This is a genomic window from Elusimicrobia bacterium HGW-Elusimicrobia-1 (assembly GCA_002841695.1).
In the GTDB taxonomy this organism is placed as follows: domain Bacteria; phylum Elusimicrobiota; class Endomicrobiia; order PHAN01; family PHAN01; genus PHAN01.
Window position 1 is genome coordinate 19,406 of sequence record PHAN01000016.1, and the last position, 18,831, is coordinate 38,236.

At 52.4% G+C, this 18,831-nt stretch carries 16 protein-coding genes; all 16 read left to right on the top strand.

Going from position 1 to position 18,831, the window contains the following annotated elements; all coding sequences use genetic code 11:
• The first annotated feature begins 13 nt into the window (after nucleotides 1–13).
• Nucleotides 14–832 (top strand): purine-nucleoside phosphorylase, encoded by an 819-nt coding sequence (locus CVU77_07720; protein ID PKN00901.1) that lies wholly within the window; start codon nucleotides 14–16, stop codon nucleotides 830–832.
• 15 nt (nucleotides 833–847) lie between these two features.
• Nucleotides 848–2,158: a thymidine phosphorylase gene (locus tag CVU77_07725; GenBank protein PKN00902.1), complete on the top strand. Its 1,311-nt coding sequence runs from the start codon at nucleotides 848–850 to the stop codon at nucleotides 2,156–2,158.
• Between the two features lie 63 nt (nucleotides 2,159–2,221).
• Entirely contained in the window at nucleotides 2,222–4,444 is a 2,223-nt protein-coding gene (gene recJ / locus CVU77_07730; protein PKN00903.1) for a single-stranded-DNA-specific exonuclease RecJ, read from the top strand.
• Nucleotides 4,445–4,477: 33 nt separating this feature from the next.
• Nucleotides 4,478–5,731, top strand: a complete 1,254-nt coding sequence (locus CVU77_07735; protein PKN00904.1) for a hypothetical protein — start codon at nucleotides 4,478–4,480, stop codon at nucleotides 5,729–5,731.
• A gap of 223 nt (nucleotides 5,732–5,954) precedes the next feature.
• Nucleotides 5,955–6,830: an S-methyl-5'-thioadenosine phosphorylase gene (gene mtnP, locus CVU77_07740; protein ID PKN00905.1), complete on the top strand. Its 876-nt coding sequence runs from the start codon at nucleotides 5,955–5,957 to the stop codon at nucleotides 6,828–6,830.
• Nucleotides 6,827–7,792, top strand: coding sequence for a sugar kinase (locus CVU77_07745; protein PKN00906.1), 966 nt, complete (start codon nucleotides 6,827–6,829; stop codon nucleotides 7,790–7,792). Before mtnP ends, CVU77_07745 begins: the two co-directional genes overlap by 4 nt.
• Nucleotides 7,793–7,851: 59 nt before the next feature.
• Entirely contained in the window at nucleotides 7,852–8,835 is a 984-nt protein-coding gene (locus CVU77_07750) for a hypothetical protein (protein ID PKN00907.1), read from the top strand.
• Nucleotides 8,836–8,900: 65 nt separating this feature from the next.
• Nucleotides 8,901–9,557: a hypothetical protein gene (locus CVU77_07755; GenBank protein ID PKN00908.1), complete on the top strand. Its 657-nt coding sequence runs from the start codon at nucleotides 8,901–8,903 to the stop codon at nucleotides 9,555–9,557.
• A gap of 12 nt (nucleotides 9,558–9,569) precedes the next feature.
• Complete coding sequence (gene add, locus CVU77_07760) at nucleotides 9,570–10,601, top strand: adenosine deaminase (GenBank protein ID PKN00909.1); 1,032 nt, start codon at nucleotides 9,570–9,572, stop codon at nucleotides 10,599–10,601.
• 20 nt (nucleotides 10,602–10,621) lie between these two features.
• Nucleotides 10,622–11,017, top strand: a complete 396-nt coding sequence (locus CVU77_07765; GenBank protein ID PKN00910.1) for a cytidine deaminase — start codon at nucleotides 10,622–10,624, stop codon at nucleotides 11,015–11,017.
• Nucleotides 11,018–11,112: 95 nt separating this feature from the next.
• Nucleotides 11,113–12,291, top strand: coding sequence for a hypothetical protein (locus CVU77_07770; protein ID PKN00911.1), 1,179 nt, complete (start codon nucleotides 11,113–11,115; stop codon nucleotides 12,289–12,291).
• Between the two features lie 128 nt (nucleotides 12,292–12,419).
• Nucleotides 12,420–14,573, top strand: a complete 2,154-nt coding sequence (locus tag CVU77_07775) for a hypothetical protein (protein ID PKN00912.1) — start codon at nucleotides 12,420–12,422, stop codon at nucleotides 14,571–14,573.
• A gap of 36 nt (nucleotides 14,574–14,609) precedes the next feature.
• The gene (locus tag CVU77_07780) at nucleotides 14,610–16,001 is read left to right on the top strand and encodes a response regulator SirA (protein ID PKN00913.1); all 1,392 of its coding nucleotides are present in this window, start codon (nucleotides 14,610–14,612) and stop codon (nucleotides 15,999–16,001) included.
• Between the two features lie 71 nt (nucleotides 16,002–16,072).
• Entirely contained in the window at nucleotides 16,073–17,092 is a 1,020-nt protein-coding gene (locus tag CVU77_07785) for a deoxyguanosinetriphosphate triphosphohydrolase (protein ID PKN00914.1), read from the top strand.
• Nucleotides 17,089–17,316 carry a hypothetical protein gene (locus CVU77_07790; protein PKN00915.1) on the top strand — a complete coding sequence of 76 codons (228 nt, stop codon included), beginning with the start codon at nucleotides 17,089–17,091 and terminating at the stop codon, nucleotides 17,314–17,316. The genes CVU77_07785 and CVU77_07790 overlap by 4 nt, the downstream gene beginning before the upstream one ends.
• Nucleotides 17,313–18,803 carry a hypothetical protein gene (locus CVU77_07795; GenBank protein PKN00916.1) on the top strand — a complete coding sequence of 497 codons (1,491 nt, stop codon included), beginning with the start codon at nucleotides 17,313–17,315 and terminating at the stop codon, nucleotides 18,801–18,803. Before CVU77_07790 ends, CVU77_07795 begins: the two co-directional genes overlap by 4 nt.
• Nucleotides 18,804–18,831: the final 28 nt, after the last annotated feature.

Consider the following 18,831-nt stretch of genomic DNA (forward strand, 5'->3'; position numbering starts at 1 on the left):
GAGACGTAGTAAGATGACTATAATTGAAAAACTCAAAGAATCCGAAAATTTTCTTGAGACCAAAACATCCATACGGCCCGAGATAGCGCTGGTTCTGGGCTCAGGTCTCGGCGGCGTGGTGGATATTATCGGGAACAAAACCGTGATACCTTACAAAGATATACCGCATTTTCCCGTGTCCACCGTTTGCGGACACGCCGGACAGCTCGTATTCGGAACGCTCGAAGGCAAGTCGGTCGTGGCTATGCAGGGCCGCGTGCATTTTTACGAAGGGCATCCGATGAGCGTAGTCACCTATCCGATACGCCTGATGAAAAAACTCGGCTGTTCCAAATTGATACTGACCTCCGCGGTGGGAGGTATAAACGAGAGCTATGCGCCCGGCGACGCCGTGGTCATAACCGACCATATAAACTTTATGGGCACGAATCCTCTTATAGGCGGGCATTGCGACGATTTCGGACAGAGATTCCCGGATATGAGCCGCGTATACTCGTCGCGCCTGGCGGGCATTGCGATTGATACCGCCCAAAAAATGAACATCCGCGCCCACGTCGGCGTTTATTTCGCGTCGACCGGCCCGTCATACGAGACACCTTCGGAAGTCAGGGCTTTTGCCAAACTCGGCGGCGACGTCGTGGGAATGTCGGTTGTGCCGGAAGCCATAGTGGCCAACCAGTCGGGCATTGAACTTCTGTGCCTTTCTTATGTGTCGAATATGGCCAGCGGAATTTCCAAAAAAGGACTCTCTCACGAAGAAGTCATGGAAGTCGGACGTGAGGCCGGCGGCCGCCTGTCTAAACTTATTGCCGCGGTCGTTAAGTCGGCTTAAACGCGGGAGATATATATGAGAATATACGACATAATCTATAAGAAGAGAAATAATCTGGAACTTTCCGCCGACGAAATTAAATATATCGTCGAGGCGTATACCAAAGGCGACGTCCCCGACTACCAGATGGCGGCCTTTCTTATGGCCGTTTTTATACGGGGGATGGCCGACGCCGAACTGGCCGAACTCACGGCCGCTATGACCGAATCCGGCGAGATAATGGATTTGTCCGACATAAAATCGCCCAAAATCGACAAACACTCCACGGGCGGCGTGGGCGACGGCATATCGCTGGCGCTGGCGCCCCTTGCGGCCAGTTTCGGCGTGGTCGTGCCTATGATGTCCGGCAGAGGACTGGGGCATACCGGCGGCACTCTGGACAAACTCGAATCGATACCCGGTTTCAGGGTGGATCTTTCCGCGGGCGATTTCAAAAAGCAACTCGATAAAATAGGCGTCGCGATAATAGGTCAGACGGAAAAAGTCGCCCCGGCCGACAAAAAAATCTACGCTCTGCGCGATGTCACCGCCACGGTCGACTCCATACCTCTTATAGCCGCTTCCATAATGTCCAAGAAACTCGCCGAAGGCGCCGATGGTCTTCTGCTCGACGTAAAAACCGGCTCCGGCGCGTTTATGAAAACGCTCGAAGATTCAAAAAAACTAGCCGGAGTTATGGTAGCCATAGGCCGCAAGTCCGGTAAAACTATGCGTGCCGTGATTACCGATATGAGCCAACCGCTGGGGAATGCGGTCGGTAATTCGCTTGAAATCGAACAGACGGTTTCCGTGCTCAAAGGCCGCGGCCCCGAAGATTTCAGCTCGCTTGTCGTAGAACTCGCCGCGCGGATGATAGTGATGGCCGGCGTTTTTGACAAAATTGAAGACGCCCGTTCCGCCGCCGCAAAAAATCTTTCGTCGGGCGCCGCGCTTGCAAAATTCGCCGCTATGGTCGAAGCTCAGGGCGGCGACCCCGAAGTGGCCGCGTCTCCGGATAAAATTCTGCCTCGCTCCAAATTCGCGGAGGACATAAAAATTCCGGGCGGCGGTTATATATCGGAAATTAAGACCGACGACGTCGGCATATGTTCTTTGGAACTGGGCGCCGGCCGCGCCAGTAAGGAAGATAAGATAGATTACTCCGCCGGAATAGTCCTGCATAAAAAGGTCGGCGACAAGATATCGTCCGACGAGGCCGTCGCGACATTTTCGTATAACAAAGCGCGTTCGCCCATTTCGGAAATAAAGAAAAAGTTCGCCGAATGTTTCAAGGTGTCTCAAACGCCGCCGCAAAAGCCGCGGATGATTCACGACGAGATAAAGTAAAAGTGAATAGTGGTTAGTCTTTTACTATTCACTAACCACTAACCACTTGTCCTACACACTACAATGACAGATAAATGGCAAGTAGCAGAAATAGACCGTGACAAAGTCAGGGAGTTTTCCCGGGCGCTGGGCATAAAGCCCATAGTCGCCCAACTTCTTCTTGTCCGCGGTGTCAAAAATCTCAAAGAGGCCGAGGCGTTTCTTAACCCGGATCTGGCCTCTCTGCCCAACCCGTTTCTGCTGCGCGACATGGAAGCGTGCGTGGAGCGGATACGCAAGGCCATCGCCGCCGGAGAGAAAATCCTCATTTTCGGCGACCGCGACGTCGACGGTATAACATCGGTTTCCATACTTAACAGGACGATTAAAACTTTGGGTGCCAAGCACGTTTTCTGGTATATACCTTCGACGGAGGGTTACGGGCTCAACGTGCCTGCCGTCGAGCGATTCAAAAAAGAGCACAATATAACTCTCCTTATCACGGTAGATTGCGGCATATCGAACAGAGAAGAGATAAAAATCATCCGCGAAATGGGCATAGACGTAATCGTGACGGATCATCACGAACCTCCGGAAAAAATCCCTGAGTGCACGGCGGTGCTCAATCCGAAACTCGCAGGTTCGCAGTATCCGTTCAGGGATCTGGCCGGATGCGCCGTGGCCTTCAAAGTCGCGCACGCTTTGCTTTTTTCGTACAACCCTTATTATAACGAGGAACTTGTGGCCGTCGACATAGAGACCACGGGGCTTCATCCGCGCTATTCGGAAATATGCGAGATAGGCGCGGCCCTTACAAAAAACGGCGGGATAACGGCCACTTTTCAGACGCTGGTAAAAACGAAAAAACCGATCCCCTCGGATGTCTCGGCGATTCACGGGATTACCGACGATATGTGCGTTTCGGCGCCGCCTCTTAAAGAGGCGCTCGTGAAACTCGCCGACTTTATCGGATCGAGGCGTCTGCTCATACACAACGCTCCTTTCGACCTTTCCTTTTTAAGACACGCTTTCAAGGCGGAGTTGCGCAGCTCTCTTGACAACGACTGCATAGACACGCTGAGGATGTCGCGGCTGCATTTTCCGTTTAAGTCGCACGCGCTTACTTCGCTGGTGTCCGATATGAAAATAAGCGTCAGCGAGCACCACAGGGCGCTTGCCGACGCAATGGCCTGCGCGCAGGTATTCTGGCGCCTGCAGGAAATGTCCGATGCGCGGGTAAAATATTTTCTTGAGGACCATCTCGACCTTGTTTCCGTCGGCACTCTTGCCGACATAATGCCTCTTGTGGGCGAAAACAGAATTCTCGTAAAGCGCGGACTCGAACTGCTTACCAATTCCAAAAAAGCCGGAGTAAAAGAGATTGTCGAAGGCGCGCTGCGCGAGCGGAACACGCTTTCGCTTACGTCAAAATACGTTACGTGGAACATAACGCCGCTCCTTAACGCCGCCGGAAGAATGGGCAAAGCCGACGTGGCCTGCCGGCTTTTGATGTCGACAAAGACCGACGAGGCGCGCGACCTCTACGGCGAAGTCGTAAAACTGAATCTTGACCGCAAGGAATTGCAGACAGTAAACGTAGAAAAATTTTTCTCGAAACTCAAAACACAGTGCGATACCCAAAAAGACAGAATAATAGTCATATCCTCCGACGAAGCCGAGCACGGCGTCACGGGAATAGTCGCCTCCAATATCGTCAGGTCGCTCAAAAAACCGGCCATTCTTTTTGTCGTCAAAGACGGTATAGCGCAGGGCGCCGGCCGCTCTTCCGGAGGTTTCAACCTGCTTGCGGCCGTCGAGCAACTCTCGGGGATGCTGATAAAATACGGCGGACATAAATCCGCCGTCGGGCTTTCTATGAAAGTCGAAGACGTCGACGAGTTCCGCAGAAGGATAAACGAGATCGCCGCCAAAGAGCCGCCGCCCGTCGAGGAACCGGTGATACTGGTTGATGTCTGCGTTGCTCCGGAAGACATAACCTCTGATTTCCTCAGGCAGATAGAGCAGCTCGAACCTTTTGGCCTTGAAAATCCGGCTCCGGTCTTCTGGGTCAAAGGCCTCAGAGTTCAGTCGGTCTCGCGGATGGGCGCCGGCGGTGAGCATTTAAGATTGCGTTTCGCCAAAAACTCAACGGGACTCTCGGCCGTCGGATGGGGACTCGGAAGTATGAGCGATGACATTTCGCGCTGGGACAGTGTGGACGTCGTCGGTCAAATCGAATCGAATTTCTGGCAGGACAAAGAGTATATGCAGCTGCAGATAATGGATATAAGCCCCGCGCCGCTTTGAGCGTCCGGAGAACTACATAAGGAGACACAATCAATGAGTTATGCCGATTTCATTTCCGAACGCCTGTCCGCCGACGCGGGTTTTGTCGCCGTCGTATCGAAAATCAAGTCCCTTAAAAAGGGCGACAAAGTGCTGCTGTTCCCGCACGACGATCCCGACGGCCTTACCGCCGGCGTCATACTCGAAACTCTTATGAAGTCGCGCGGAGCCGACGTCCGCACCGTGATACTTCCGACTTACGAACTCAGCGCCGCGGAACTCGACGCAAATCTTAAAGGTGAAAAACTGGTCGTCATAGCCGACAAAGGCACCATAGGATATTACGACGACTACACGACCAGGGCCGAAATAATGGTGGTGGACCATCACCCGCCCCAGAGCGGCGAAATCAAGAAGGCCATAGTGTTTAATCCGTCGGTAAAACAATACACGCAGACATCCACATCGCATATGGCGCACATGCTCGCCGCCGCGCTTTCATCCGCCGACGCCAGGACGGATTATCTTGCTCTCGTCGGAATGAAAGCCGACTGGGCGATAGAACCCGCCACGGATTTTGTGTGCGAATACTGCAAGCCGTTTTACGCCGAAGCTGCCCTGAAATATCCCTCGCTGACGGCAAAGGTAAAAGCCGCTCCGACGATGTTCGAGGTAAAACAGCGCGAAGTCACGACGCTGCTCAACCAGATAAGCGAGTTCTATTTTGTGCTTTCGGGAGGCGGTTTTCAGTATTATTACGAGCCCCGCCAGAACGAGTTTGCCTACGAAGTGCTCAAAGCGTCGACCTTCGCGTCGTGGAGCGATTTCGCCGCGTTCCGGTCGTCGCTTTCCGAGAAACTCATAACTTCGGCGATTTACGAGCACTTCCGCGAGGACTGGTCGAGTTTGTCCACGCTGTTCGATTATTCCGTCGAGATCGGGACCAAGGGAAATCAAAAAGTGTTTTTCTTCCTGGGTAACGACGTGCGCTGGATGCCGATGGCCGGCTCCGTCAAACTTTATGATTTAAAGACCCGTGCCGGCGGAGGCGAAGCGGCCTTCATTATGACGAATCTCGAACCCGGCGGTGGAGTGCATTTCTCGTTCCGCTCGACGGGCGGCGATATTCATTTGGGAAAACTTGCGAGTTCCACCGCCGAGGCGCTCATAGCCAAATACGGTCAGCGCGGCGTCATTTCAGGCGGAGGACATCCGGTCGCCGCCGAATGCAAAACCCGTTCGGCAGGCGTGCCCCTTGCGGAGGCCTTGAAGATATTTTTAGAGACACTGCCGGAAGCGTTGAAGTGAAAAATTGAGTCAATTGAAAAATACTCCTTTTTCCCGTATGTCATTTCCGAATGTTGTTATCGGGAATCCATACTGCGGAGGAAACCTTGAATTTCCGCTTTAGCGGGAATGACGTGACAAGGGTTTTTCAACGGTCTCAAATTAAGAAGTCGGTGAATTTAGCGATGGAAAGCGCCGGACGCCGACAGCGTCCCGGTGTTTTTCTGATATTTGCGGAGGCAATATGGCTGACAAAGACAAGCTGCCTGTGGTAAAAATCGGAGTTATAGGCGGCAGCGGAGTGTACGAAATCGAGGGCATTAAAAACTTAAAGGAATACGATATCCCCACACCCTTCGGGAAAACATCCGACACGATAATCGTCGGAGAACTCGGCGGCGTACCGTGCGCTTTCCTTCCGCGCCACGGCCGCGGGCATCGCATTTCTCCGTCGGAAGTCAACTCCCGCGCCAACATTTACGCGATGAAAGCGTTCGGTGTGGAAAGAATTATCGCCGTGTCGGCGTGCGGCTCGCTCAAAGAGGAAATAGAGCCGGGCGATTTCCTGATACCCGATCAGCTCTTTGACAGAACCCGAGAGCGGCCTCGCAGTTTTTTCGGCGAGGGAATTGTGGGACACGTCGGTTTCGCGGAGCCGTACTGCAAACAATTAAGCGAATTGCTGTTCGCCAAAAGCAGGGAACTCGGCATTAAATCGCATCTCGGCGGCACATACGTCTGCATCGAAGGCCCTATGTTCTCGACCAAAGCCGAATCAAAGGTCTGGCGCGGGATGGGATTCTCCATCGTCGGTATGACCAACCTGCCGGAAGCGCGCCTGGCGCGCGAAGCCGAAATATGCTTCACCACGGTGGGGCTCGTGACCGACTACGACGTTTGGAAAGAAGGCGAAGAGGTTACCGTCGAGAAGGTGGTCGCCACCATCACCAAAAACGTGGCCAATGTCAAAAAACTTTTGAAGGCGCTCGTCGGAGAAATCAAGCCGGAACGCGATTGCGCCTGCAAAGACGCTCTGCGCGGCGCCATAATGACGGCGCCCGAAGCCATAGATAAAAAGACGTCGGAAAAACTCAAACTGATAATAGGCAAATACATATGAAAAAAACAGCGTCATCGCCGTCCGCCCGAAAAAAATCGGCCGATTCGTCCATACTGGTAGTCGGTTCCGTGGCGCTCGACAGTGTCAAGACGCCCTTCGGCGAAGTCAAAGACGCCCTCGGCGGTTCGGCCACATACTTCGGCGTGTCGGCGTCGTACTTCGCGCCGGTAAAACTTGTTGCCGTAGTCGGAAAGGATTTTCCGTCCAAGCACGTCAAACTGTTGAAGTCCCGCGGAATCGACACGAGCGGTCTGCTCCGCGCGCCGGGCAAGACGTTTCGCTGGAAGGGCTATTACGAATATGACCTCAACAACGCGCGCACACTCGACACCAAGCTGAATGTCTTTGCCGATTTCAAGCCCGAACTCGACGATGCCGCCCGCGACAGCCGATATGTGTTTCTGGGCAATATAGACCCCGAAATACAGACGGGAGTTCTTAAAAAAATCAAAAAACCGCGCTTAGTCGGCGCGGACACCATGAACTTCTGGATAGAGCGCAAACCCGAAGCGCTCAAAGAAATGATACGTTTCGTCGATGTCCTCATAATCAATGAAGGCGAGACCAGAGAGTTCGCCAAGGAGAAAAATCTCGTGCGCGCCGCCCGACGGATAATGTCGTGGGGGCCGCGATGGCTCGTCGTAAAACGCGGAGAGTACGGCGCCCTTCTGTTTTCGCAAAGCGAAGTTTTCGCCGCGCCGGCGTATCCGCTGGAAAATATTTCCGATCCCACGGGCGCGGGCGACAGTTTCGCCGGCGGCTTCATGGGCGCGCTGGCGTCGTCGGGAATGTCGGCTTTGTCCGGGAAAATATTCCCGTCGATGGCCTCCGCCGTCGTTTCCGGCAGCGTGATGGCTTCGTTCAATGTGGAATCATTCAGCTTGGGCCGTCTGGCCAATCTCGACGGAAAAAAGATTGCCGCGAGGTTCGGGGAGTTTATTCGTCTTACGCGATTCGCCTGAAAGCCGATCGCCCGGTAAATATCGCCGCCGCGCATATCGCGGCGCAATGGAGAAAAGTTATGATGAAGATAGGAAGAGATTTCACGAACCTGCTGAACACTTCGTTTCTGACGGAGTCGGAAAGAAAAGACCTTAAGTCGGGAAAACTTGCCGTGTCGGACATGGACGCGCGCGTGCAGATTCGCGCCAAAGCCGACGTCGTAAACCAGATAAAGGTCGCCAAGGAAACCGGTCTCGATCATGTGGAGTTAGATGGAGGCGTGCCGAATCCGTACCTTGAGCTTTCGTCGGACAAAATAGCCGAAGCGCGGGAATACGCCGTAAAAAACGGCATCTCCCTGTCATTTCATCTGCCCTACACTTTCGTGGCGGCGGCAACGGCTTCCTTCCAGGAGTCCGACCGGAAAGTCGCGGTGGAACTTCTGAAAAAATACATAGACGTGGCCAAAGCGCTGGGATGTAACAACGTTAACATGCATCCGGGCGCAGTGCCTTTTTACCAGGCGGTGGGAGAATACAAAAAAATCGTGAAGTCCAGCGTGATAAAATCCCTGGAGGAACTTGTTCCCTACGCGGAGTCGAAAGGTCTTTCCTTCCATATGGAAAACAACACGGCTTTCGATTCGATTTGTTTTGAAGTCGCCGAATGTCTGGAAATTATCGACGCCGTCAATAAAAAAGGTTCCAAGGTCAAGTTCTGTTTCGACATAGGTCACTGGTTCACAAGAGCCGACGTGGGGATGACGATTCCGGAACCTCCCGAAAATATAATGAACGAAATTCCCGCGGGCTATCTCGGGCAGATACATCTCAACGACTACATACCCGTCATAAAGAAATTTCATCCGCCCCTGCACTACCAGAAGGGTCTTCTGAAAAAAGACAATCTCGTCCGTCTGGCCAAAATGCTCAAAGATAAAGGCGCAGACCTGATAGTGGTTGAAACGGCCGTAAGAGACGTCGACGAGTTGCTCGCCGCCCGCGAAATAATGGATGCCGAGAGTAAGTTTTTGAGGGACGTGCTTAAAGAAGCGGGAGTGTAATGTTTTTGTTTCCGGCGCTTTTTCTTTGGACAAGTAAAAAGAGCGAATAACCAGGAGGATTACGAATGTTCTACATTTTTCTTATGGGAAGACCCGGCTGCGGCAAGTCGGAAATTTACCGCCGCGTGGCCGAAGAGCTTAAAAACCGAAAACTCGCGTCGGATTTCCTCAGAGTAGACGATTTTCCTAAACTCTGGGCCAAGTTTCAGGGCGATGACGCCGCTGACAAAGCCGGCACACCGCGCAAATATTCGCGCGCGACGGCGGACGGCGGTTATCTCGTCACCAACGACGGAGTATGGGACGAAATCCTCAAAGAAGTCGACGCCGACCTCAAAGACCTTTCGCGGCCCGGACGCGCGATATTCATAGAGTTTTCGCGCCCGAATTACGTGCATTCGATACTGGAAAATTTTTCCGGAAGCGTGCTCGACACCGGAGTCGTGGTCTACATCGACTGCTCCTTTGAAACCTGCTGGCAGAGGAACGTCAGACGTCACGAGGCCGCCGTCGCCGCGGGCGGCGACGACCATCTGGTAAGCCGCGAAGAGATGGAAAAAACTTATCTTCACGACGACCGCGACGCTCTCGTGAAAAACAACAGGATACCGGTTGTCGTCGTTGATAACGAAAAAGACGGCACCGAGCATCTTGCCGCCGCCACCGCGGCCGTGCTCGCGGAAATGGAGAAAATCGTCAAGTCAAGAAAAATAAGCATCTAAAAGAGGCGTACAATGATAGACGCAAAAACAGCACACCTGCTTCCCAAGGCCGACCTCCACTGCCATCTCGACGGTTCCGTGCGCACTTCCACGATCCGCGATCTGGCCGGGAAGGCCGGCGCTAAGCTTCCTGCCGAAGACCTTGCCGAACTGGAAAAATACGTCAGGGTGCCCGAAACCTGCCGGTCGTTGACGGAGTTTCTGGCGTGCTTCAACTTTTTCTACGACTTCTTGAAATCGCCGGAAGCCGTCGAAAGGATAGCTTACGAGCTTGTCGAGGACGCGGCCAAAGAAAACGTGCGTATAATCGAGGTGCGCTTCGCCCCGCCCCTGCAGGAAACCGATAAGTTTTCCGCCGACGAAGTGGTGCGCCGCGCGCTTGCCGGTCTTGCCGCCGGAGAGAGTGATTTTAAGGTAAAGACGGGAGCCATACTTTGTTTCTATCGGTCGCTTTCCGAGACCCGGAACGACGCCACGCTTTCGTCGCTCAAAAAATATTTCGGCAACGGCGTGATAGGCGCGGATCTTGCTGGCGACGAGTCGCGCTATCCGTTTTCGCTCTACGCGAAATATTTTCGCGCCGCGGTGGATATGAAAGTGCCGCTTACAGCCCACGCCGGCGAAGCCGCCGGGCCCCAGAGCATTAAAGCGGCTCTTGACCTCGGCGCAAAAAGAATAGGACACGGAACGCGCTTGCGCGAGGATTCCGAATTACTTAAACGGGTTGTCGCCGAGGGCGTGCCGCTTGAAGTGTGCGTCACGTCGAACGTTCAGACGCAAACAGTGCCCGATTATTCCGATCATCCGATAAAAAAATACTACGACGCCGGCGTCAAGGTGACGTTAAACACCGACGACCGTTCCGTATCGGGCATTGATTTGAGCTACGAAGTAAAAAAAATATCCGAGGTCTACGGATTCGACGATAAAGACATAGCCCGCATACTGGAAAACGGATTCGATGCGTCGTTTATCGACGAGAAAACAAGAAAAGAAGTTTTATCGCGGGCCTCAAAAGAGATAAAAGAAATACTGAAAATTTAAAACGGAGGTTTCAAAAGTTTATGGATAAAAAATATCAGGAATTGCTCGAAGCCGCAAAAGCCGCCCGCAAAAACTCTTACAGCCCCTATTCAAAGTTTCCCGTGGGAGCGGCTCTCTTGACGGAAGACGGAAAAATCTTTACCGGCTGCAATGTCGAAAACGCCTCCTACGGTTTGACTAATTGCGCCGAGCGCACCGCGATATTCAAAGCCATTTCCGAGGGCTCCAAAAAATTCAAGGCCATAGCCATAGTGCTCGACGCTCCCGATTACGGAGCGCCCTGCGGCGCGTGCCGTCAGGTTATATACGAGTTCGGTCCCAATATCGACGTCATAATGGGCACGGTGTCGGGTAAGTCCGAGGTAAAAAAAATCTCGGAACTTATACCTCTGGCATTCGGACCGGAGAATCTTTGATAGAAAAACAGGAGTGTAGCGGCGGGATTGCTATCCCGCAATAATATGCCGCATAGCAATGCGGCCGCTATCATCTCCGCTAAAAAGGAGAAATAATGACGAGAGAACTCAATCGCCGCAAAGAAACGAACGAGTTGCTTCTGAAACTATCCGCCAAGTACGGACTTCCGAAACTTGAAGCCGTCGTCAAGGACGAAAATTCCATACTTTTCGGCAAGGACGTGTATGTGTGTCTGCACGACATCGTGGCCGCGTCCATGGAGACCGGGGATACTCTTGAAAATCTGAAAAACGCCAAGAATATTTATAACTCGCCGGTGTTCGCCGTCAACGCAGCCAAGGGAGTATTCAGAATACAGAATAAGCCCGACTTTCAGGCGGCTCTCGAACAGATGAAAAAGTATTCCAATCAGTTCGCGCTGAGCCCGTACGCGGTAATCAATACTTTTCTGGCGGTCATAGCGGCCGGCGTCGCGGGTTTTAATCTCGACGAGCTTTTGAAAAAAGGCGTGGGACATATCGAAGGGTTCATTGCCCACCAGATACAAAACGCCGCCGGATGGGACGCGAAAAATCTTTCCTCCGTCAACCCCGCTCTGATAATGCCCATCGGCGGCGCGGGCACCGGCAAATCGACTTTTTACCGCGAAATGCCCAACGTGCTGAATTTGTCCTGCGACAACGTGCGCTACCTGCTTTTCAAAGAGTTCGGCCCGTGTTTCGCTTCGTGGGAAAGCACTTTGGCCTGGTGGGTGGTCAATCAGCTGACCGACCTGTATATCGGCAAGGGAATGAGCGTATTTTACAACGGCGTAAATACCGATATGGAGTATCGTTCTCCGATAACGATGGAGAACCGCGACCCGCTCTATGCCGGCATTCCGTATAAGATAAAACTTGTTTACTTCGAGCCGCCCGTGCGTCTCAACGCGGATGAACTTTCGGAGCTTAAAAAAATAAATCTGTGGGCCGCTCCGATAGACGCCGTTGACTTCTCGAAACTTTCGCCGAATGTCGCCAAGATAATGGAACTTATCAAGAACAATTATCAGCGCACGCTGTCCCGTACCAAAGAAATATCGGAAGGCAAAAAAACGCAGGATCCCTACGATATTCTTTATTCCGTGCCCGCGGCGATAGTTAAGCTGTTCATAGAACAGTCGTTCGACGAGCCCAAAGGCGGCAACGTAATTTTCGTGCCGCGCCGCGAAATCTCCGACGAGAAAGAACGCGCCGCGTTTTATAAGGAACAAGCCGCAAAAGTGCTGAGATAATTTGTGACAATTGAAAAAGTATCCAAAATGTCACCCTGAACCCTTCGTTTTTGTCACCCTGAGTGAAACGAAGGGTCTATCTTGTCGTCGAAAGACGAGATTCTTCGCGGAGTTTATCCTGAGGCATTATGAGATTCTTCGCTACGCTCAGAATGACGCCGCCGAAGGACCAGAATGACAAATACGGGGTTTTTCAACGGCCTCAGTTTGTGATGACCGCTTTTTTACGGGAGATACATAAAATGAAAAGAAAAATGTTATTCGCTTTGGCTTTGGCAGCCGTAATATTTTCGCAGGCATATGCCGCGAAGATAGAAATAGTATCGGGCAACAAGCAGACCGGTGTCGTCGGAGAAAAAAGCGACGAATCTCTGGTAGTGCGCGTTCTGTCGGATGCGGGCAAGCCGCTGTCCGGTATGCGGGTGAGTTTCAGAATCGATCAGGAGCCCGGTCAGCCGTACAAAAAAGGACGGAAGGCGGAACTTTCTTCGGCGAGCGCCGCGACGGACAAAAACGGAACGGCGTCCGTGGACATTATTTTCGGGGAGCCCAAAGCGGGACAGTACGCCGTAACGGCTTTTATCGACGATAAAAATACAGTTCCCGCGGCGTTTGAACTCATGTCCGTGAAAAGCGGATGGCTGGTAATGGTCGCCCTCGGGGTTTTGGGCGGCCTGGGCGTTTTTCTGTTCGGAATGTTTTTCTTGAACGACTCTCTTCAAAAAGTCGCCGGCAACAAACTCAAAAACCTGCTGATAATGCTGACCAATAATCCGCTCAAAGGCCTGATGACGGGGCTTGTAGTGACCGGAATAAATCAGTCCTCGTCGGCCACTACGGTTCTTGAAGTCAGCTTGGTCAGCGTCGGTCTGATGACTTTTTACCAGTCGATGGCCGTCACCGTGGGCGCCGAGATAGGTTCCACGCTTCTGGCGCAGCTGGTGGCGTTTAAGGTATCTGATTTTGCGGCCATCATCGCCGGTCTCGGCTTTTTTATAACGTTTTTCAGCAAGTCCAAGAAAATCAAGCAGGTCGGCGATATCATACTGAGTTTCGGCGTGCTTTTTATCGGAATGAAGATAATGTCCGATTCTCTGTCTCCGCTTAAAACTTATCAACCCTTTCTTGAGTTGATGGAAAACGTCGCCAATCCGATAGTGGGAATTCTCGTCGGACTGGCCTTTACCCTCGTTGTTCAGTCGAGCGGAGCGACTACCGGTATAGTCATATCTCTGGCGCTGGCCGGCACCATCACATTGAAACAGGCCATTCCGCTGAATCTCGGCGCTATGGTCGGCACGTGCATTACCGCCATACTCGGCTCCATAGGCCGCGGGCGGGAGGGAAAACGCGTGGCGTTTTTCCACGTGCTTCACCAGATTGCGGGCGTCGCCCTGGTATTCCCGTTTATGACGATAATAAACTATAAGGGAGCGCCGGCGTGGATACATTTTACGGAATGGTTCACGCTTACGTTTTTCGGCACCACGGACGTCACGCGTCAGATAGCTATGGCGCATACGCTGATTTCCGTGTTTAACGCCGTATGGATTCTGCCGATTTTGCGTCCGGCTTACCGGCTTATCAATCTGGTGCTTCCGTCCAAGGAAGAGGAAAAACCTTTCGGGCCCATTTATCTCGACGAAAATCTTGTGGCGACTCCCGATCTGGCTCTGGTGCAGGTCCGCAAGGAAATAGTCCGCGAGGGCGAGATTGTCGTCGAAATGCTCAAGGAGACCATAAACGTTTTCGACTGCCGCGAGATAAGATTGTGCGACACGGTCTCCCTGAAGGACATCCGCGTGGACATTTTGCATAATGCGATAGTGCCTTACCTGACCAGAATAGGCCAGCAGGTGCTCAACGACGAACAATCCAAGGAACAGACGGCGCTTCTGTATATTACCGCGGATGTTGAGGCCGTGGGCGATATCATAGATAAAAATATTATGCCGCTTGCCCGCAAAAAATTCGAAAACAAACTCTGGTTTTCCGACGAGGGCTGGGAAGACATAATGCAACTGCATACGCGCGTTTTGAAGGTAATCGAACACGCCGTCAGGGCGATACGCGACAACGACAGGGAGTACGCCCAACTCGTCGCCAATTCCAAACCCGAAATCGGCAGTTACGAAGACGAACTCAGACGCAAGCACATCGCCCGCCTGAACGCGGGTCTCAAGGAATCGCTGGATACGTCCAGTATTCATATAGACCTCATCGATCAGTTCAAGCGCATCAACTCGCACACGTCGGCGATAGGTTTCGTTATTCTGTCCTGACGGCCGGTGCGATATTTTGACAAGGAGAAGTAAGTTATGAGCGAACAACATCAGCAGCAGCCCGCGCTTTTCAACGAAGACGAACTCTCAAAATTAAAAATCACCAAGGTGATCAAACGCGACGGCCGCATAGTGGCCTTTAACCGCGGGAAAATCGTCGATTCGATTTTCCGCTCGGCGGTCGACGTGGGCGGCTCTGACCGCGCTCTCGCGGAGTCCCTGGCCGACAAAGTCATAACGCTGATGAAACAGATATATCCCATAGCCGCAATGCCGTCCGTCGAGGAAATACAGGATCTGATAGAAAAAGTTCTGGTCGGCAACGCGCATTACCGCACTGCCAAGGCGTACATTCTTTACCGCGACGAACACAGAAGGTTGCGCGAACATAAAGACGCCAAAATCGTTGTGGAGGACAATGTGCCTTATAAAGTTCTCTGGAGAGTTTATTCCTGGAATGTGGATCACGGCTGCGACACGACCGAGAATATAGAAAAAACAATCCGCGACGGCAGGTTCCCCGAATTGGTGGCGGCCGCCGAGAAGCAGTACCACGACAACATAGGCGACGTCGCCGACAGAATACTGGAAAGAGCCGACAAAATAAAACTGGTCATCGTCGCCGGTCCGTCGTCGAGCGGCAAGACCACTACGACTCTTAAAATCGGGGAAAAACTCGCCGCAAAAAATCTTTCGTTTGTCTCCATCGGGCTGGATAATTATTTTAAGGACCTCCAAGAGCATCCCAAGGATGAATACGGCGATTATGATTTTGAGACGCCGGAAGCGCTCGACTTGAAACTCATAAACGAGCATCTCTTTGAATTGATGAAGGGAAAAACCATAAAGATGCCCCTGTATGATTTCAAAACGGGCAAGCGCAAACTCAACGCTCAGGAATTCCGTCTGGAAAAAAACCAGATTCTTCTCATTGACTCGCTGCACGGTCTTTATCCGGCCATGACGGCGTCGATTCCGCACAACAATAAGTTCAAATTCTACATCGAGGCGCTCTGTCAGATAAAGGATTCAAAGGGCGAGTTTATGCGCTGGTGCGATTTAAGAATGCTTCGCCGCATGATCAGAGATTCCTGGCACCGCTCGTACGACCCCGTGCGCACCGTCGGGCACTGGCATTACGTAAGGCGTTCCGAAAAGCGTCACATTGTGCCTTTCATAAATAAATCGGATTATATTTTTAACGGGTCGCTTCCTTACGAACTTCCGCTTCACAAGAAATATCTTTTCAAATACTTTGATTCGATACTCGGCGCTTATAAGGACGATCCCAAAAAGATAGACGCCTACATCCGCGCCAAGCGCGTTTACGATATATTATCGGAATTCAAAACGGATCCCGACGACACTTGCGTCCCCGACAATTCTCTGATGAGAGAGTTTATAGGCGGCAGTAAGTACAGCTACTGAAAAAACCCGACGGCGTAACAATATCCGCCCGCGATTCGTCTAATGCGCGGGCGGGCCGTAACGGCTTCTATATGCTCAGTGTAAGAGAGACGATCGAGGAGCGTGAAAAGACACTTGCGCCGCAGGCGCAGCTGTCCGGTAAAACCCGCGGTCGGGCATTAAGCGAAGACGAATGCCCCGTGCGCACCGTGTATCAGCGGGATCGCGACCGCATTCTCCACTCTCTGGCTTTCAGGAAACTCAAGCAGAAGACGAACGTGTTTCTGTCGACGACAGGCGAACAATTCCGCACACGACTTACCCATACGCTTGAAGTTTCCGCCATAGCCCGTACGATTGCCCAGGCGCTTAACCTTAATTCCGACCTCGCCGAGGCCGTAGCCCTCGGACACGACCTGGGGCACACGCCTTTCGGTCACGCCGGCGAGGATGTCATAAAAAAAATCGATCCGGAATTTCATCACGCCCGACAATCGGTAAGGGTAGCCGAATTTTTCGAGAAAGAAGGCAAAGGGCTTAATCTGACGGTTGAGGTTCTCGACGGAATTCTTAAACACACGAAAGGCAAAAAAAAGATAAGCGAATTCGACGGCAACGGACTTTACGGCAAACCTCTTACTCTTGAGGGTATGATAGTGCAATACGCCGACTGGGTCGCCTACATCAATCACGACCTTGATGACGCTATGCATATGGGACTTGTTTCTGAAAGCGATGTTCCGTCGTCCGTGGCAAAAACTCTGGGAACACGTCATTCGCGTCGCGTTAACACGATGGTTCAGGACATAGTGGAGTGTTCGGCCGGCCTCGAAGTCATTAAGATGAGCGCCGGAGTCCTTGCGGCCACGGAAGAACTCAGAGATTTTTTATACCGCGACGTGTATCCGCGCCCGGAAGTTCTGGGAGCGGAAAATCAGTCCGAGCGGGTTATTGATTTCTTGACGGAAGGATTGACAAAACGTCCCGATATTATATATAAGGAATACCCTTGGTATCCGAGGGAAATACCGCTAAATTCGGCCGTAATCGATTTTGTCTGCGCCCTCACCGACAACGCCGCGCTGGCTCTTTACGGGGAGTTAAAAAAATGAAATGCTACGTCGACCGTATCGAAGACGGCAAGTACGCGGTGATAAATGTGACGGGCGGCGGCGAGATGATAATTCCCGTGAAGCAGTTCAAGTTCAAAATCCGCGAGGGGATGCATCTTGACGCGGATTTCCGTTGCGACAAAAAATCCGAGCGCGCAACTCTCGACAGAGTAAAAAAACTTCAGGCCGAACTTTTGGCGCGTTCCGGTAAAAAAAACAAATGATAAAAAGAGCTTCCGTTATTCTGGCGGCACTCGCCGTCGCGGCGCAAATAGCCGTTGCCTCCGACGACATCAAGATATGGTTCTCGAATCCGGACTCATCTTTGCCAAGCCCTCTTTCGCACGATACTTCCAAAAGAATAGACGCGGCGCTCTATGATTTCATAGATTCGGCTCAGAGCGGAACCACCGTCTACGTCGCCATTTTTGAAATGAATCTCGACGGCTCCGGCGATGCCTCGGCGCTTAAAAACATAAAAGGCCTGCTTAACTCCAAAAGCGCCGACGGCGTCGCAATTTATGTCGTCGGGCACTCCACTGTAACTCTTGCCGGTCTCACTTTCCCGACTACGGTCTACCGCGCCGCTTACGAGGGCGAAGGCACCGAGGGTTCCGGCGGCCTCATGCACAACAAGTTCGTCGTGCTGAAGGATTCCGCCGTCTGGACGGGGTCGTACAATTTTACTCTCAGCGCGACTTTGCAGCAGGACAACAACGCCGCGGAGATATTCTCGCCGGAACTGGCCGGGGTTTTCGAGACGGAATTCATCAATATGTACGGGCCGCTTGCCGTCGCTTCCAAAAAATTCGGCGACATTAAAACGTCTTCGGCGTCGGCGGCCGGCACAAACGTAAACGGCAGTTCCGTCACTATGCGCGACGGCACCGTCGTAAAAGTTTATTTCAACCCCTACACGACTCCGCAGACGGTAGCCGCGGCCATCGAAAGCGAAATCGCGCCGTCGCCTGTTTCGGGTATACCCGCGCCCGCGGAAAGCGTCGGTTTTGCCGCGGCGTGGTTTTCCAGAACGTCGATATCCGAAGCCATGAAAGAGGCGCTCGCGGCCGATGCCGGTCTTGATATATCAGGAATAATGGACGATCAGAGCAGCAATACGTCGAATTTCTGGAGTTTGAAGACATCGACGATAAATGTCGTGTGGGACTCGCGCCGCTCGTCATTCGGGCGGGGGCTTATGCACCATAAATTTATTTTTATCGACCCGCGACGCTTAAACGGCCGTGTCGTTACCGGTTCGGCCAACTGGTCCAACTCAGGCGCGACTTCCGACGGCAACGACAACGACGAAAACATCGTCATAATATACAACTCTTCCGTAAGCGGTAAATATTACGACGAGTTCCGCAGAATGTTCGCGCTGACGGGTCAGGTTTCGGCGGGCGCCGTGGCAAAGGCCGTCGACAACGTCATAATGTATCCGAGTCCCGCGCGGGCTTCCGCGGCTATAGGTTTCGATATCTCGGCGGTCGTCGAGAAAATCACCATCAAGATATACACGCTTTCGGGCGAATTGGCGCGGTCCATTACCCCTGAAACATATTATCCCGGGTTTTACAACGAGGTCGTCTGGAACCTGAAAAATTCCACGGGGCAGCGTGTCGCGCCCGGTCTTTATTTCATAAAAGTCGAAGCCGAAACTCCCGACGGAAAGTTTTTCGCGCTCAAAAAAGCCGCGGTGGGGAAGTGATGGTGATTAGTGGCGAGTGGTTAGTGAT

Bases quoted from the DNA above. Each gene is read 5' to 3' on its own strand.
- CVU77_07720 (PKN00901.1), top strand. From the start codon at position 14: ATGACTATAATTGAAAAACTCAAAGAATCCGAAAATTTTCTTGAGACC.
- CVU77_07725 (PKN00902.1), top strand. From the start codon at position 848: ATGAGAATATACGACATAATCTATAAGAAGAGAAATAATCTGGAACTT.
- recJ (PKN00903.1), top strand. From the start codon at position 2,222: ATGACAGATAAATGGCAAGTAGCAGAAATAGACCGTGACAAAGTCAGG.
- CVU77_07735 (PKN00904.1), top strand. From the start codon at position 4,478: ATGAGTTATGCCGATTTCATTTCCGAACGCCTGTCCGCCGACGCGGGT.
- mtnP (PKN00905.1), top strand. From the start codon at position 5,955: ATGGCTGACAAAGACAAGCTGCCTGTGGTAAAAATCGGAGTTATAGGC.
- CVU77_07745 (PKN00906.1), top strand. From the start codon at position 6,827: ATGAAAAAAACAGCGTCATCGCCGTCCGCCCGAAAAAAATCGGCCGAT.
- CVU77_07750 (PKN00907.1), top strand. From the start codon at position 7,852: ATGATGAAGATAGGAAGAGATTTCACGAACCTGCTGAACACTTCGTTT.
- CVU77_07755 (PKN00908.1), top strand. From the start codon at position 8,901: ATGTTCTACATTTTTCTTATGGGAAGACCCGGCTGCGGCAAGTCGGAA.
- add (PKN00909.1), top strand. From the start codon at position 9,570: ATGATAGACGCAAAAACAGCACACCTGCTTCCCAAGGCCGACCTCCAC.
- CVU77_07765 (PKN00910.1), top strand. From the start codon at position 10,622: ATGGATAAAAAATATCAGGAATTGCTCGAAGCCGCAAAAGCCGCCCGC.
- CVU77_07770 (PKN00911.1), top strand. From the start codon at position 11,113: ATGACGAGAGAACTCAATCGCCGCAAAGAAACGAACGAGTTGCTTCTG.
- CVU77_07775 (PKN00912.1), top strand. From the start codon at position 12,420: ATGAGATTCTTCGCTACGCTCAGAATGACGCCGCCGAAGGACCAGAAT.
- CVU77_07780 (PKN00913.1), top strand. From the start codon at position 14,610: ATGAGCGAACAACATCAGCAGCAGCCCGCGCTTTTCAACGAAGACGAA.
- CVU77_07785 (PKN00914.1), top strand. From the start codon at position 16,073: ATGCTCAGTGTAAGAGAGACGATCGAGGAGCGTGAAAAGACACTTGCG.
- CVU77_07790 (PKN00915.1), top strand. From the start codon at position 17,089: ATGAAATGCTACGTCGACCGTATCGAAGACGGCAAGTACGCGGTGATA.
- CVU77_07795 (PKN00916.1), top strand. From the start codon at position 17,313: ATGATAAAAAGAGCTTCCGTTATTCTGGCGGCACTCGCCGTCGCGGCG.